General features: G+C 69.1%; 12 protein-coding genes and 2 pseudogenes. 6 read left to right on the top strand and 8 right to left on the bottom strand.

What is annotated here, in order from left to right; all coding sequences use genetic code 11:
* The first annotated feature begins 232 nt into the window (after window positions 1-232).
* A pseudogene (locus ABC766_RS32305) lies at window positions 233-1,464 on the top strand (IS3 family transposase).
* A 635-nt stretch (window positions 1,465-2,099) separates the two neighbouring features.
* On the opposite strand, the gene ABC766_RS32300 reads toward ABC766_RS32305, so the two are convergent.
* Complete coding sequence (locus tag ABC766_RS32300; RefSeq protein WP_127993256.1) at window positions 2,100-2,633, bottom strand: threonyl-trna synthetase; 534 nt, start codon at window positions 2,631-2,633, stop codon at window positions 2,100-2,102.
* Window positions 2,634-2,761: 128 nt separating this feature from the next.
* Window positions 2,762-4,237 carry a Tn3 family transposase gene (locus ABC766_RS32295; RefSeq protein WP_127993255.1) on the bottom strand — a complete coding sequence of 492 codons (1,476 nt, stop codon included), beginning with the start codon at window positions 4,235-4,237 and terminating at the stop codon, window positions 2,762-2,764.
* Between the two features lie 125 nt (window positions 4,238-4,362).
* On the opposite strand from ABC766_RS32295, the gene istA reads away from it, so the two are divergent.
* Both istA and istB read left to right on the top strand, forming a co-directional pair.
* Window positions 4,363-5,877 carry an IS21 family transposase gene (gene istA, locus ABC766_RS32290; protein ID WP_127993254.1) on the top strand — a complete coding sequence of 505 codons (1,515 nt, stop codon included), beginning with the start codon at window positions 4,363-4,365 and terminating at the stop codon, window positions 5,875-5,877.
* Window positions 5,878-5,888: 11 nt separating this feature from the next.
* Window positions 5,889-6,632, top strand: a complete 744-nt coding sequence (gene istB, locus ABC766_RS32285) for an IS21-like element helper ATPase IstB (RefSeq protein WP_053622518.1) — start codon at window positions 5,889-5,891, stop codon at window positions 6,630-6,632.
* Between the two features lie 64 nt (window positions 6,633-6,696).
* Here the strand turns inward: istB and ABC766_RS32280 are convergent, their stop codons facing one another.
* Window positions 6,697-7,548: a DUF4158 domain-containing protein gene (locus tag ABC766_RS32280; RefSeq protein WP_345822930.1), complete on the bottom strand. Its 852-nt coding sequence runs from the start codon at window positions 7,546-7,548 to the stop codon at window positions 6,697-6,699.
* Between ABC766_RS32280 and ABC766_RS32275 the strand changes: the two genes are divergently transcribed.
* Together ABC766_RS32275 and ABC766_RS32270 are read left to right on the top strand one after the other, a co-directional pair.
* Window positions 7,441-7,668, top strand: coding sequence for a hypothetical protein (locus ABC766_RS32275; RefSeq protein WP_345822933.1), 228 nt, complete (start codon window positions 7,441-7,443; stop codon window positions 7,666-7,668). The genes ABC766_RS32280 and ABC766_RS32275 overlap by 108 nt on opposite strands.
* A gap of 109 nt (window positions 7,669-7,777) precedes the next feature.
* The gene (locus ABC766_RS32270) at window positions 7,778-8,347 is read left to right on the top strand and encodes a recombinase family protein (RefSeq protein ID WP_053622520.1); all 570 of its coding nucleotides are present in this window, start codon (window positions 7,778-7,780) and stop codon (window positions 8,345-8,347) included.
* 192 nt (window positions 8,348-8,539) lie between these two features.
* Here ABC766_RS32270 and ABC766_RS32265 read toward each other — a convergent pair whose 3' ends face one another.
* The 5 genes and pseudogenes from ABC766_RS32265 to ABC766_RS32245 form a co-directional block, all read right to left on the bottom strand.
* Entirely contained in the window at window positions 8,540-8,890 is a 351-nt protein-coding gene (locus ABC766_RS32265) for a DUF6883 domain-containing protein (protein ID WP_053622521.1), read from the bottom strand.
* Window positions 8,890-9,216, bottom strand: coding sequence for a DUF4926 domain-containing protein (locus ABC766_RS32260; protein ID WP_345822932.1), 327 nt, complete (start codon window positions 9,214-9,216; stop codon window positions 8,890-8,892). The genes ABC766_RS32265 and ABC766_RS32260 overlap by 1 nt, the downstream gene beginning before the upstream one ends.
* Window positions 9,199-9,449, bottom strand: a pseudogene (locus ABC766_RS32255) (IS3-like element ISMtsp5 family transposase); the annotation flags it as partial. The gene ABC766_RS32260 and the pseudogene ABC766_RS32255, both read right to left, overlap by 18 nt.
* 76 nt (window positions 9,450-9,525) lie before the next feature.
* Window positions 9,526-10,077, bottom strand: coding sequence for a hypothetical protein (locus ABC766_RS32250; protein ID WP_043075337.1), 552 nt, complete (start codon window positions 10,075-10,077; stop codon window positions 9,526-9,528).
* Complete coding sequence (locus ABC766_RS32245) at window positions 10,074-10,694, bottom strand: recombinase family protein (RefSeq protein WP_043075338.1); 621 nt, start codon at window positions 10,692-10,694, stop codon at window positions 10,074-10,076. Before ABC766_RS32245 ends, ABC766_RS32250 begins: the two co-directional genes overlap by 4 nt.
* 95 nt (window positions 10,695-10,789) lie before the next feature.
* Between ABC766_RS32245 and ABC766_RS32240 the strand changes: the two genes are divergently transcribed.
* The gene (locus tag ABC766_RS32240; protein ID WP_043075339.1) at window positions 10,790-13,783 is read left to right on the top strand and encodes a Tn3 family transposase; all 2,994 of its coding nucleotides are present in this window, start codon (window positions 10,790-10,792) and stop codon (window positions 13,781-13,783) included.
* Window positions 13,784-13,817 lie beyond the last annotated feature (34 nt).

Here is a 13,817-nt window from a genome sequence, read left to right as displayed (position 1 = left end):
GGTTCGGGTTGGGCTGACGACCCCGGCCGATGAGATAGCCAAGCGTACCACCGAGGTAGGCACCGCCCTCACGCCCCTCGCCACGCCTATGGAGCGGGACGGGGAGAGGCCGAACTTGCAGAATTCAGGCGGCATAGCGTGTGGGTTGCTCGCAGCGACGGCAGCCATTCCTGCGCCCTAGGGTTGAGTGAGACACCTCGTTAGCGGACGCTGTCCGCAGCAGAGGTGGATGATGACGACAGAGACAACGACGGCCGTGGCGGCAGGTCCGGGGCGAGGCGGGCGGATGTCCCGGCAGCGCAAGCGCGATGCGGTGCTGCGGCTGATCCGCGGTGAGGACCTGGAGATGGTCTCTCGCGAGCTGGGCGTCACGGCAGCGACCTTGAGCGACTGGCGCGATGCCTTTCTGTCCGGCGGCGAGGCCCACCTGGCGACCCGCGCGACCGATGGCGAGGCGCTGGAGAGCGCCCGTCTGAAGGCCAAGCTCGGTGAGATGCTGCTGGAGCGCGAGCTTCTGGAGGCCAAGATCGCGCTCCTGGAGGGCGGCCGCCCTTTAGCGCGGCGGAGGTGGAGGCCATGAGCCGGACCCCCTCGCCGAGCCGCGGCAGGCCTTACGGTCTGGCCTGGGTCTGCCGGGTCTGGCGGACCGCACGCGCCAGCGTCTATCGGCAGCGTCATTCCACCCAGCCGCAGGTCCAGCGGCCTGGACCGACCGGGCCGATGCCGGATGCGGACTTGGTGGCGCGGATCCGCGGCGTCCTCGCCGCCAGCCCGTTCCACGGTGAAGGCCACCGCAAGGTCTGGGCACGGCTGCGCGTGGCTGGCGTGCGCACCTCCAAACAGCGCGTGCTGCGGCTGATGGGCGAGCACGATCTGCTCGCGCCTGCCCGCGTCGGATCTCCCCGGGGCCCGCGCAACCACGACGGCACCATCATCCCCGAGGCGCTGAACACGATGTGGGGCACCGACATGACCACGACCTGGACGGGCTAGGGATAGGTCGCGGTGTTCATCGCCATCGATCATCACAACGTCGAGTGCGTCGGCATCCATGCCGCCCGGCGCGGCACCCGCTTCGAGGCGCTGGAGCCGCTGCGTCAGGGCGTCCGCCGCCATTTCGGGGCCGTCGCCAAGGACGTGGCGCGCGGGCTGAGCGTCCGGCACGATCACGGCAGTTGCTATATGGCTCACGATTTCCAGGCCAAGCTCGCCTTCTTGGGGGTGGAGAGCTCGCCCGCCTTCGTGCGAGCGCCCGAGGGCACCGGCTGCGCTGAGCGCTTCATCCGCACGCTGAAGGAGAACCTGCTCTGGGTGCAAAGCTTCGACACCCTGGAAGCCTTGCGCCACGCGCTTCTGGCCTTCCGCGAGACCTACAACACCACCTGGCTCATCGAGCGGCTCGGCTTCCGGTCGCCCGCCACTGTGCGCCAGGAACGACTTTCACCCGCGGCCCTCGCCGCGTAGGCTCCTTCCCGGTGTCTCACAAACCGAGGGCGCTACACCATGCCGCTCTTCCCATCGGCCGTGATCACGACTGCGAACCCGCGTGCGAGTGAGGTGGGGCGGCATTCGAAACGCATCGTGGTCGTGCGCGCGATCGATCGTTCCCCGAATGCCGCGGGTTCGGTTAGGGGCGCATCACCGCCGAAACAGGCGGCGATCTCCGGGTGCGCCTGTTTATCGACGGCCGATGACGGTTCGATGCCACGCGTAAGGTTCTCGGCTGCGCAGCACGGCTGGAGCGGGGTGACCGGTACGGGGGGGGGGGGGCGGCCCACCCCCAGCCTCGAAGTCTGCGCTGGAGAGCGTGCGTGGGGAATGGTCCCGTTCGAGATGCTCCCGGCGGGACAGGTTTGCGGGGAAGCGGCTTACTCGTGAGAGGGGGAGGGGCCCGCGTCGGCCGGTCGTCTTCCGCTGACGAAGCCCGCTGCGACGCACCGCTCATGAAGCCCCGGGCTCAGGCCGCATCGTCATGCCCGGCCGCCGAGGTGGCGATTGTCCGATCAAGGCCGCATATGGCGTCGCACCGAGCCCGATCATCTCGGCGGTTTGCGGGTCGACCGCCCTCGCGGGCCCGGTGCAGATGATCGTGACCTGCTTCACGGTGTCTGCCCGAGGATCAGGTCCGACACGTGCCGGGAGGCCGGGTGGCCTGTGGCCGCCTGGTGAGCGACCGAGCACGCCTCGTAGCGGTCGCCCCTGGCCAGCATGGTCAAGCGCCGCTCGCCGGGAACGGCCTTCCTGACAGCCAGGAGCGCGCGTCCGGACGGCCACGACACAGTCTCGGCACCCGGCTCGGTTTGCGGCTGACCGTACCGCCGCACGCCCTCCCGGTAGATGGCCTCGTAGCGCGACGGCAGTTCGGCCTCCGAGAGCGGACGGCTGAGCCAGATGACCTGCTGCAGGCCCTCGTCCCGGCAGACTTCCAGGATGACCTCGTCCGTATCGATGCCCGCGGCCAGCGGACGGTCGTGGAAGTAGGTCAGCGCCGTGATGTTCGCCTCGCGGTCGACCATCGAGGGCTTCGGCACCGTGTCGACGGGTCCCCAGGACAGGCCAAACGGGGCTTCCTGAGCATAGGCTCCGTGCAGGCAGCCGAGCCAAAGCAGGGCCGACAGGGCGCTGCGTCTCATCGTCGTCTCTCCCTCCGTTGATCCGCGACGTCCCCGCAAGTCGTCGCTGGCGCGCGACTGAATCATGGATTGCGATCGCGAGCGGCGCTTCCGGACCGAGCACCAGACCCCGCGGGAATACCCCGAGATCATCGATGTTGGGCTCGAGCACGACTGTGCGCAACCATTCCTTGCAGCGCTGGTTCTCTCGTCGCTAGACCTCGGTTCCAGGGCGAGACGGTGTTCTCATCGGCCTCGAACGGTGCCGGACTTGCGCCAAGCGCTGCCGGAAGATGGCCGCCTAACGCGACGCGCTCGTCGCGCGTCTCCCGTCTCCCATCACACCATGTGTCAGCCGTCTTAGAGCCGGTCCCACGCCGCTTGAGACGGGTTAGCGGGTAGCGCGTTGGTGGGTGAAGGAGCTTGCTCATGCCTTCACCCCTGGTCTCGTCGCGGATGAAGGCGTCGCGCGTCCAGAACAGCTGGTCGCGCGTGACCCCCTGGCTGGCCGCGGCCATGCGGGACAGGCCGAGATTGGTCGCGTCGGCGAGGATGACGGCCAGCAGCGCGCTTCCATCCTCGACCGGCTGCTGGGTGCGGACGTTGGTGAAGGCGGACAGGAACCCGGTCTCGCGTGCCACCTCATGGAGGAGTTCGGTGATGCGGATACGCGGCATCAGCGCGCCGATGCGGGCTGCGAGAGCCTCTGCCTCCGGGTTCTTCTCGGCACGGACCGGCGCGATGGAGAGCTTGCCGTTCCTCAGGCTCACGCCTTCGAGGGTTCCACGGCCGAGATGCCGGCCGAGGCGCTTCAGCCGCCGGTCGAGCCGCTCCGCGCGGGCCGCCAGCCAGGCATCGACGTCGCAAGGCAGGCCGAGCGGGGCGACGATCGTCCGCGCTTCGTCGAGGGGCAGGAGATAGCTGTCGAAGCGACGGTAGTGGGTCGAGCGCTCGACCCACAGGTCACCCGAGCGCCAATTGTTCCTCAGGTGGGCGAACAGGGCCGCCTCGAACAGCCGGTGATCGAGCCTGCCGTCCGCCCCGGCCACGAGCCGACGCCATTCCTTCTTGAACGGCATCGGCGTGCCCTCGGGAAGGTCCCGCTTGCCCGAGCGGTTCAGATCGCGCAACGCGATCAGGGCCGCGATCGTGCGGTCATCGGCGCGCGCCGCCTTGAAGTCGATCGCCTCGATCAGCATCGGCCCGTACTCGCGCAGCCTCATCCAGCGATCGGCGGCGCGCACGAGGGGATCCTCTTCCGCAACGTCGGCGATCTCGGCCGCCTGGGGCTTTGCCGCGATGAGCCTGTCGAGCCCGACGGCGGCATCGATCGCAGCGAGTGCATCGCCGTTCTCCTTCATGGCCGTCGCGACTGCGCCGGCGGTCCCCGCGAGAAGGCGCATGAGCCGGCCGACGTCGCGCGAGGTGGCCACGAAGGTCCTCTCGCGCGCGGCCTTGCCGCGTGTGAAGCTCGCGCCGATGAGGCGGTCCGCCGTGGACAGCGCCGCATCGGTCAAGCGCCGTTCGAGATCGAGCAGCGTCGCGACCATGCGAAATCCGACGGAAGCCGGCCACCCATTCCGACGCGAAGCCGGCCAGCATTCCGATTTGACGTCGGCCACCATTCCGAGATGAAGCCGGCCACCCGGTAGTCGATATCGGCGACGGATCATCCCCGCGGGTCAGCAACCGCGGCATCCCTGTCCTCGACCACGAGGAGAGCGGGATGCCGGCCAGGAGAGAGCTGACCATGCGACAGATCAAACAGATGCTGCGTCTCGCCCGCGACGGGGTGAGTTCGCGAGAGATCGGGCGAACGCTGGGCATCGCCCGCTCGACCGTGCAGGACAATCTCGCCCGGGCGAGCGCCGCCGGCCTGACCTGGCCGCTCGGCCCCGAGGTCACCGACGCGGTACTGGAGCAGCGCCTGTTCGCCCGGGCCGGGGTGAAGCAGGGCATGCGCCGGCTGCCCGAGCCGGACTGGTCTTCCGTCGTCCGAGAGATGCGCCGGCCCGGGGTCAATCTCACCGTGCTCTGGGAAGAGTACCGGGAGGTTCATCCGGACGGCTACGGCTACTCTCGGTTCTGCGATCTCTACCGGGAGTTCGAGCGTCGGCTCACCCCGGTGATGCGCCAGCACCATGCTGCCGGCGACAAGGTCTTCGTCGATTACTCCGGCAAGAAGGTCGGGATCGTCGATCCGGCCACCGGCATCGTGCGCGAGGCCGAGATCTTCGTGGCGGTGCTGGGCGCGTCGAGCCTGACCTACGCCGAGGCGACCTGGACCCAGACGCTACCCGACTGGATCGGCGCGCATGTCCGCCTGTTCCGTTTCCTCGGCGGCGTCCCCCGCCTCGTCGTGCCCGACAACCTCAAGAGCGGGGTCCACAAAGCGTCGTTCTACGACCCCGAGTTCAACCGCTCCTACGGGATGATGGCCGAACATTACGGTGTCGGCGTCCTGCCGGCGCGGCCCCGCAAGCCGCGTGACAAGGCCAAGGTCGAGGCCGGCGTCCGCTTCGCCCAGAGCTACATCCTGGGACGGCTGCGTCGCCAGACGTTTTTCTCCCTGACCGAGTGCAACGCCGCCATCGCCGTGATGGTGGAGCGCATCAATGCCCACCGCATGCGCCGGCTCGGCACGACGCGCCGCGTCCTGTTCGAGGCGATGGAGCGCGCGGCGCTGCGGCCGCTGCCGGAGCAGGACTACACCTTCGCCGAGTGGCGGCTGGCCCGGGTCAACCTCGACTACCACGTCGAGGCGGACGGCTTGCTATACTCGGTGCCCCACGCCCTGATCCGCGAGCAGGTCGACGTCCGCCTCACGGCGCGCACCGTCGAGGTGTTCCATCGCGGCCAGCGCGTCGCCGCCCACGACCGCCGCTACACCGGACGGCGGCACGGCACGGATCCCGACCACATGCCCAGTGCCCATCGCCGCTACGCCGAGTGGAGCCCCGAGCACTTCCGGCGCTGGGCGCGCGGCATCGGGCCGGAGACGGAGGGGCTGGTCATCGCCATCCTCCACGACCGGCCCCATCCCGAGCAGGGCTTCCGGACCTGTCTGGGCATCCTGCGCCTCTACCGCGGGCTCGACCCCGGCCGGGCGGAGGCGGCCTCGGCCCGAGCCGTGGCGCTCGGCGCGCTCACCTACAAGAGCATCGCCTCGATCCTGGCCAACGGCCTCGACCGTGCGGCCCCGCCGGCCGAGGCCGTCCCGGTGATGCTCCACCCCAACCTGCGCGGCCCGCGCTACTTCCACTGAGGGAGACGCCGATGCTCACCCACCCCACGCTCGATCTCCTGCACGAACTTGGCCTGAGCGGCATGGCCTCGGGCTTCAAGGCGCTCGACGCCAACCCGGAGGCTCGCGCCCTCGGCCACGCCGAGTGGCTCGGATTGCTCCTCGACCACGAGGCCACGGCCCGGCGGCAGAAGCGCTTCGAGGCCCGCGCCCGCGCCGCACGGCTGCGCCACCCCGCCAGCATTGAGGACGTCGATTACCGCAGCCATCGCGGCCTGGACCGGGCCCTGTTCCTCAAGCTCGCTACCGGCGACTGGATCCGGACCCGGCGTAACCTCGTGATCACCGGTCCCTGCGGTGTGGGCAAGAGTTGGCTAGCCTGCGCGCTCGGGCACAAGGCCTGCCGGGACGACCTCTCGGTGCTGTACTACCGGGTCCCGCGCCTGTTTGCGGCGCTCAGTCTCGCGCGTGGCGATGGTCGCTACGGCCGGCTGCTGCGCCAGATCGCGAAGGTGAACCTGCTGATCCTCGACGATTGGGGCCCCGAGCCGCTCCTGCCCGAACAGGCGCGCGATCTCCTGGAGATCGTCGAGGACCGCTACGACGCCGGTTCGACCCTGATCACCAGCCAGGTGCCGGTAGATCGCTGGTACGAGATCATCGGCATCCCCACGCTCGCCGATGCCGTCCTCGACCGGCTGCTGCACAACGCCAACCGCATTGAGCTCGCCGGCGAAAGCCTGCGCAAACGCAAGGCGGCCGAGCCGACCGCTTGACCTGTTGAACCGACCTCGTGATCTTCACCCCAGACCCGCGGGAGTGCCCCGTCGCTGGCCGGCTTCAGATCGGACCAGTGGCCGGCTTCGCCTCGGGATGACGGCCGGCTTCAAATCGGAAACCCCGGCCGGCTTCGTCGGAATACGCAGCGACCACGATGGCACGCCGCCGCGACGGGGCATAACGCTCGAGGGTAGAGGCTGGCGTGATCCGACCTTCGCGCATCAAGAGCGCGAGCTGGTCGGGGTGGATGCGCTCGGCCGCCCGGGGATCGAGCCCGAGGTCCCGCACGGCTGCGAGCTTGTCGAGGAGTTCGCGGATGTGGCTGGGCTTGGGCGCACGGGGCAGGTCCTTCATCCAGGAGAGGGGTGGCCGCCCCATCTTCGGGTCGATCGTCAGAAGGGCGTCGAGCCGCGCCGCGAGCGCGTCGGTCATGCCCGCGAGCAGTGTGGCGGCGACCTGTTTCCTCGCGCGCGCGCGACCGGCGAGCCCCGCGCGCTCGATCGTGTCGGGTGCCGGCAGGACGAGGCCGCCGTCACGCAACGCGGTCATCACCGCGACCGCGATCGGCTCCCCCTGGTCGGTCGGCCATGCCGCCTGAGCCGCGGCCGTGATCATCAACGGCAGGTCGATCCTCGCGCAGGGTCGAAGTCCCAGCGCTTGTTCCAAGGTGCGGGCATGATCGGAGATCGTGGGACTGCGCCCCGCATAGGCGGCGAAGGCCGCCGGGTCGATCGCGAGTTGTTCGGCGATGTGGGCGACCAGCGCCGACTCGGCCGCGGCCGCTGGGGACAAGCCAAAGCCGGGATGATGCAGCAGCGCGAGCTGCACCGCGAAGCCGAGCCGGTTGGCGTCGCCGCGGCGCGTGGCGATGAGGGCGAGGTCCTGGCGATCGAAGGTGTAGCGCCGCGCCAGCTCATCACGATCGACCGGGATGCCGAACAGGCGCTCGCGCGCCGCCGTGCTCAGAAGCGACCGTCTCGCCATCGTCCCGCCATGCCCGAACCGTCCAGGAAAGGTCGCGGTCGAAGCTAGACAGCGCGGCTTAACGGGACATAGTTGGTGGACGGGATTGAGGCTCGCCGCGGATCGATGGCGCGTCCGTCCCCAGAACGGACGGTTGCGGGACGGGCAGAGCGCGTCGATGGGCGATGTGCTGGGCTACGCCCGGGTGTCGACGGGGGACCAGGACGTCGCTGGACAGAGGCTGCGGCTGGAACACGCCGGCGCCATCCGGGTGTTCACGGACGTGCGGTCCGGCAAATCCATGGAGCGACCCGGTCTGACCGAACTCCTGGCCTATGCTCGAAAAGGGGACACCCTGGCCGTTGTGCGGCTCGATCGTCTGGGCCGATCCCTCGCCGAGCTGCTGTCGAGCGTGAGCTTGCTCAAGCAGCGCGGCATCGCGCTCCTCAGCCTGGAGGAGAAGATCGATACCGGCTCGGCCGCCGGCGAACTGGTCTTCCACGTCTTCGGCGCCATCGCGCACTTCGAGCGGCGGCTCATCGCAGAGCGCACCAAGGACGGCATCGCGGCGGCCCGGGCCAAAGGTCGGCGCCCGGGTCGGCAGCCGATCGATCCTGACAAGGTCGGCGCCGCCCTGACGCTCGTCCAGGCCCGCCTCTCGCCAACCGAGGCGGCCCGCCAAGTCGGGCTCGGACGCGCCACCGTCTACCGCGAAATGGCCTTGGCGGGCGTCGCCCGGCCGGCGTAGCCGGCAGCCCCAATCATAAGGCGAAACCTTCGCCGTTCACGGCTCGTTCCCTCCTACCGTAACTGGGCGAACAACCAACACGATGCCCTCTGTCCAGGTCGAGGACATCCGCACTGCCGCGCGTGTCACGACTCGTACCTGATCACCGTCTCGGTACCGCTGCGCTTCGCGCGCAGCGGCGCTGACCTGCCGTTATCTCGTCGTGATGGGTACGACGGTGATGAGCCGCCACGCTACGACCTCTCCCTCCTCGCGCTGCCAGACGGCGCGGACGCGTGGGTTGCGGCCGTCGGGCGACACGATCTCTCCCTCCACGATCACACGCTCGAGCGCGTCCTCGGTCTCAGGCAGCGTCGTCGAGCGACCGAGGAAGAATTGCCCGATGAGCGCCTCGGCCATGACGCCGGGCTCCTCCCGCGTGAACCCGAAGCTCAGGAAAAACCGGGCCTTTGGGCCGCCCTTCCGGTGGTCGAGGTTGAGCAGATAGGCGACGATCTTCTCGGTTGGGATCCGTAGCGGACCACGCCGCTCCTCGGCGCTCATCACGTCGGCTGCCGAGTGAGCTCCACGTTCCCGGCCTTGACAGTGGCCAGTGCGCCCATCGGCTCGGGGAATTCGATCTCGTAGGCCGCGCCACCCTTCCAGACGGCCACGACGGTACCTTCGGTGCCGGCCGCAATCGTGTCGCCGTCCATCGTGGTCACGTCGATCAGCACGCGCACGTCGTCGAGCTCCCGGAACTCCGCTCCGGGGGCGTCAGCGCTGTACTGGTAGACCGCTTCAACCGACATGCTGGGAAAGGTACTGCGGGTTGCGGTTTCCGCAACCCCCTTGCGTGCTTCACCCCTGAGCGAGACGGCCCGGCTCATGACCGCGACCGCCTGCGGGCCAAAGGGCCGGGGCCACGCGCCTCCAGAGCCGCGATCTTGGCCTCCAGCAACTCGCGCTCGATCAGCATCTCACCGAGCTTGGCCTTCAGTCGCCCGCTCTACAGCGCGTCCGCATCAAGGGACCGGGTGGAGAGACTGGCCTCGCCCGCCGTCAGGAACGCGTCGCGCCAGCCCGACAGGGTCGCGGCGGTCATGCCCAGGCTGCGCGAGACGGGGTGCCGACATAGGACGGGCACAAAACCACGCTAAGGAGACAAACGAGGAACGAAGTTTGGGTTGGAGCGATGCTCAGGGGCCCAGTTCACCTGAGAGAAGGTACAGCTCCCATGTGGCGCGGCCCCGGGCGCTGATGGTCAACCTCTCGGGACTGCTCGGGGCGCTCTCCAGCAGGCCCAATTTGACCAACGGTCGGATCGAACTGGCGCTGATCACATCCTTGAGCTCGGGTTCGTAACCCTCGACGACGAGCCGCCAGCCCTGGGTTCCCCGTTCGGTCAGAGCGGGTTCGAGATGCCCGAGGCGCAGGCGATTGCCCTGACGGCCAAGGATGAACAGGCAGCAGGACCAGAATGCGTTCCTAGGACGCGGCGGAATGAACCCCCATTCGAGCGGGCCAGCCGTCGGCTCGGTCACCGGCGAGGCCGATCGGTGCGGGTCCTGGGCATCGGCGAAGCCTTGCTTGTAGGCGCGCTCCAGGGCTCGGGCGATCGTGCCGGCGGTATCGACGGCCCGGCCGTATTTCCGATCGTACCGATCCTTGAAGACGATCGCCCGAGCCTCCTCGCGGAAGTCGACCTTGCGGTAGGCGTTGGCCGGGGGCTTGCGCGGCGGCCGGCTCACGGGCGGACTCCGGCCACCGGTTTGCGATGGCGTTTGACGATCTCCGCCACTGTGTTCTTGCTGAGCCCGAGTTCGCGGCCGATCAGCCGGTAGCTCCGCCCGGCCTCGATCAGGGCCAAAACCTTCGGGGCGAGACGGTCGGATTTCGGCCTCTGGCCGGTCTGCCGCCCGAGCACCCGGCCCCGTGCCCGGGCCGCCGCCAGGCCCGAGCGGACACGCTCGCGCAGGAGTTCGCGCTCGAACTCGGCGATCCCGGCCAGCACCGTGGCCATCATGCGGCCGGTCGCGCTCGCCAGGTCGAAGGTCATGCCGCTCATCGCCACGACAGAGACGCGCCGGGCTTCGAGTTCACGCAGGGTTTCGAGAAGGTCGAGGGTCGAGCGGCCCCAGCGCGACAGCTCCGTCACCAGCACCACGTCGATCCGGCGGGCTTGCGCCAGCGCCATGACCTTGCGGCGCTCGATACGGTCGAGCTTCACCCCCGAGCCGGTTTCCCTGAACACGCCGACCACCGCGTAGCCGGCGCGCTCGGCGAAGGCACGCAGATCGCGCTCCTGACGCTCGCAGGATTGGTCCGCGGTCGAGACCCGGCAATAGATCGCCGCGCTCTGTCCCAATTGAACCCTCCCGGCCCTGCGCCCGCCAAGTCCTTGTTCCAGCTTGGCCTGCCGGCATCGCAAATAGCCATTACTCCAATTGGGACAGAGCCGCCATGCCACGCCGCCGAGCCGTGACCCGAACCCAACTCGACGCGTTGCTCGCCCTGGCGACGGACGAAGCCGACCTCGTCCGTTACTATACCCTGTCTCCAGCCGACCTCGCGGTCATCGCCCGGCGGCGGCGGGCTCACAATCGCCTCGGCTTTGCCGTCCAGCTCTGCGCACTGCGCTATCCGGGGCGTCTGCTCCATCGCGGTGAAGTCGTGCCGCGGGAGGTTCTGACGTTCATCGCCGACCAGCTCGATCTGCCCTCGGACGCTCTGGTCGACTACGCCATCCGGTCCCAGACCCGCTACGACCAACTCCAGGCCCTCTACACCGCGTTCGGGTTCAGGACCTTTGCCCGGCCCGATCGCATCGCGATGGCCCGATGGCTGCTGCCCCAGGCCCTGGCCACGACGAGTGGCACAACGCTCGCCCGGCTTCTCATGGAGGAGCTTCGCCGCCGGGCCATCGCCGCACCGGGTCCCACGGTGATCGAGCGTCTGACCGCCGACGCCTTGTCTCAGGCGGACCGGTATGTGGACCGTCAGATCGATGCCCGGCTCGACAATCGCCGGCGTGCCGCATTGGACGCCCTTCTGGACGTTCCCGCCGAGGCTGTGCTGAGCCCGCTCGCCTGGGCGCGTCAGCCACCGGGAGCGGCAGGACATCGCGCGTTGGTGCGCCTTCTCGGCCAGCTCGGGCGGCTTCGATCCCTCGGGCTCGACGCTACGCTCGTCGAGGCGATCCAAACCGATCGCCGCCAAGCCCTGGCCCGCGAAGGAATGCGCCTGTCCGCACAACACCTGAAGAGCCTGTCGCCCCTCCGGCGGCACGCCGTCCTCGCCGTCACCGCGCTGGACGCCATGACCCGCCTTACCGACGAAGCCGTCGGCCTGTTCGACCGGCTCGTGGGAGGGCTGTTCCGGCGGGCCGAGCGACGCGCCGCCTCCGAGTTGCAGGCCAACGCGCGGGCCGTCAACGACAAGATCCGGCTCCTCGCCCGCGTCGGGCATGCGTTGATCGCGGTGCGCGACGCACGAGGCGACGCCTTCGCGGCGATCGAGAGCGTCATCTCCTGGGACGGCTTCATGCGTGCGGTCGCCGAAGCGGATCGCCTGTCCCGTCCGGACGGAGCCGACCATGCCGCCCTTGCCGCCGCCAGTCACGGGCTCGTGCGCCGGATCGGCCCCCTGTTCCTCGACAGCTTCGCGTTCCATGGGATCGCCAGCACGGATGGCCTCCTGCGGGCGGTCGAGCGCATGCGCGTCTTCTATCGCGGGACGCGCCGCACGCTCCCAGGCGACCTACCGACCGGGTTCGTTCGGCATGGCTGGCGGAGCGCGGTCCTGCGCGGCGGTCACCTCGATGCCGCCGCTTACGAACTCTGCCTCTTCGCAGAGTTGCGCGACAGGCTGCGCGCCGGGGATGTCTGGGTCGCCGGCAGCCGGCAGTACCGTGCCATCGAAGACCAGATGATCCCGCAGGCACTGTTCACCACGATGCGGCAGGCAGGACCGCTGCCGCTCGCCGTTCCGGACGATCCGTCCGTCTATCTGCAAATGCGCAAGACGCTCCTCGGAGAGCGCCTGGACCAAGTGGAACGGCGTGCCGACCGCAACCTCCTCGCCGACGTCCGCATCTCCGCGACCGCCTTGCGGATCACCGCGCCACAGGCGATCACCCCCGAGGCCGCCGAAGATCTGGCCGCCCGCATCCAGGCCCTGATGCCGCGGATCCGGATCACGGATCTCGTCGCCGAAGTCGACGGCTGGACCGGTCTTTGCGACCACTTCACCCATCTCCGGACGGGCTTGCCGACGTCCGATCGGCGCATCGTCCTGACGGCGGTGCTGGCCGACGCCACCAATCTCGGTCTCACCCGCATGGCCGACGCCTGCGCGGTGGCCAGCTACCGCCAGCTCGCCTGGACGGCCGGATGGCATCTGAACGAGGACAACTATGGCCGGGCGCTGGCCGCGGTCGTCGCCGCTCAACACGCTCATCCCCTGGCCGCCGCGTTCGGGGCTGCGGTCGTGTCGAGTTCCGACGGGCAGCACTTCCCGCTCGGTGGGCACGCCGAGGGCGCCGGGACGATCAATCCGCACAAGGGATCTCACCCCGCCGTCTCGTTCTACACATTCATCTCCGGCCGCTATGCCCCGTTCCACACGAAGGTCATCTCGGCGACCGAGGGCGAAGCCGCCCACGTCATCGATGGCCTTCTCTACCATGGCGGCGGCGTCGACATCGCGATCCACCACACCGATGGCGGTGGCGTCTCGGACCATGTGTTCGGGCTCTGCCATCTGCTCGGCTTCCGCTTCGCGCCGCGCATCCCGAACCTCTCCGATCGCAGGCTCCATGCCTTTGCCCCGGCCGGGCGATGGCCGACGCTCGAACCGTTCCTGGCCGGCCGGATCGACGAAGCGTTGATCACGCGCCATTGGGACGACCTCCTGCGCTTGGCGACCTCCGTGCGCGTGGGCAGCGTGCCCGCCTCGCTGATGTTGCGGCGCCTCGGATCCTATCCGCGCCAAAACGGGCTGGCCCTGGCGCTGCGGGAGCTGGGGCGGATCGAGCGCACCCTGTTCACCCTCGACTGGCTGGAGGATCCCGGCCTGCGCCGACAGGCGAGCGCGGAACTGAACAAGGGCGAGTCCCGCAACGCGCTCGCTCGGGCGGTCTGCTTCCATCGCCTCGGGCGCATACGGGATCGCGACGCGGAGAGCCGTCAACATCGCGCCAGCGGCCTGAACCTGGTTGTGGCCGCGATCATCCTCTGGAACACGGTCTACATGGACCGCGCCATCCGTCAGTTGCGCCGCCAGGGCGAGCCCGTTCCGGACGATTTGCTCGCTCACCTGGCACCGCTCGGCTGGCAGCACATCAACCTCACCGGCGATTACATCTGGACCGGAGAAGCGGCGATCGGGCTCGATGGCTTCAGACCCCTCAACCGCAAGCACACTGACAGGTCCGATGTTCTTGCTCTGTCCGCTTAGCGTGGTTTTGTGCCCGTCCTATGTCGGCCCCCCA

Origin of the sequence: Methylobacterium fujisawaense (assembly GCF_039619325.1) — a bacterium.
Lineage (GTDB): Bacteria > Pseudomonadota > Alphaproteobacteria > Rhizobiales > Beijerinckiaceae > Methylobacterium > Methylobacterium fujisawaense.
The sequence above is the reverse complement of the archived record's forward strand: the minus strand, read 5'-3'. Positions and strand labels throughout refer to the sequence as shown.

Excerpts from the sequence above, each read along its gene's own strand:
- istA (WP_127993254.1), top strand. The coding sequence starts at position 4,363 with ATGCGACAGATCAAACAGATGCTGCGTCTCGCCCGCGACGGGGTGAGT.
- istB (WP_053622518.1), top strand. The coding sequence starts at position 5,889 with ATGCTCACCCACCCCACGCTCGATCTCCTGCACGAACTTGGCCTGAGC.
- ABC766_RS32295 (WP_127993255.1), bottom strand. The coding sequence starts at position 4,237 with ATGGTGGCCGACGTCAAATCGGAATGCTGGCCGGCTTCGCGTCGGAAT.
- ABC766_RS32270 (WP_053622520.1), top strand. The coding sequence starts at position 7,778 with ATGGGCGATGTGCTGGGCTACGCCCGGGTGTCGACGGGGGACCAGGAC.
- ABC766_RS32300 (WP_127993256.1), bottom strand. The coding sequence starts at position 2,633 with ATGAGACGCAGCGCCCTGTCGGCCCTGCTTTGGCTCGGCTGCCTGCAC.
- ABC766_RS32260 (WP_345822932.1), bottom strand. The coding sequence starts at position 9,216 with ATGAGCCGGGCCGTCTCGCTCAGGGGTGAAGCACGCAAGGGGGTTGCG.
- ABC766_RS32275 (WP_345822933.1), top strand. The coding sequence starts at position 7,441 with ATGATGCAGCAGCGCGAGCTGCACCGCGAAGCCGAGCCGGTTGGCGTC.
- ABC766_RS32265 (WP_053622521.1), bottom strand. The coding sequence starts at position 8,890 with ATGAGCGCCGAGGAGCGGCGTGGTCCGCTACGGATCCCAACCGAGAAG.
- ABC766_RS32240 (WP_043075339.1), top strand. The coding sequence starts at position 10,790 with ATGCCACGCCGCCGAGCCGTGACCCGAACCCAACTCGACGCGTTGCTC.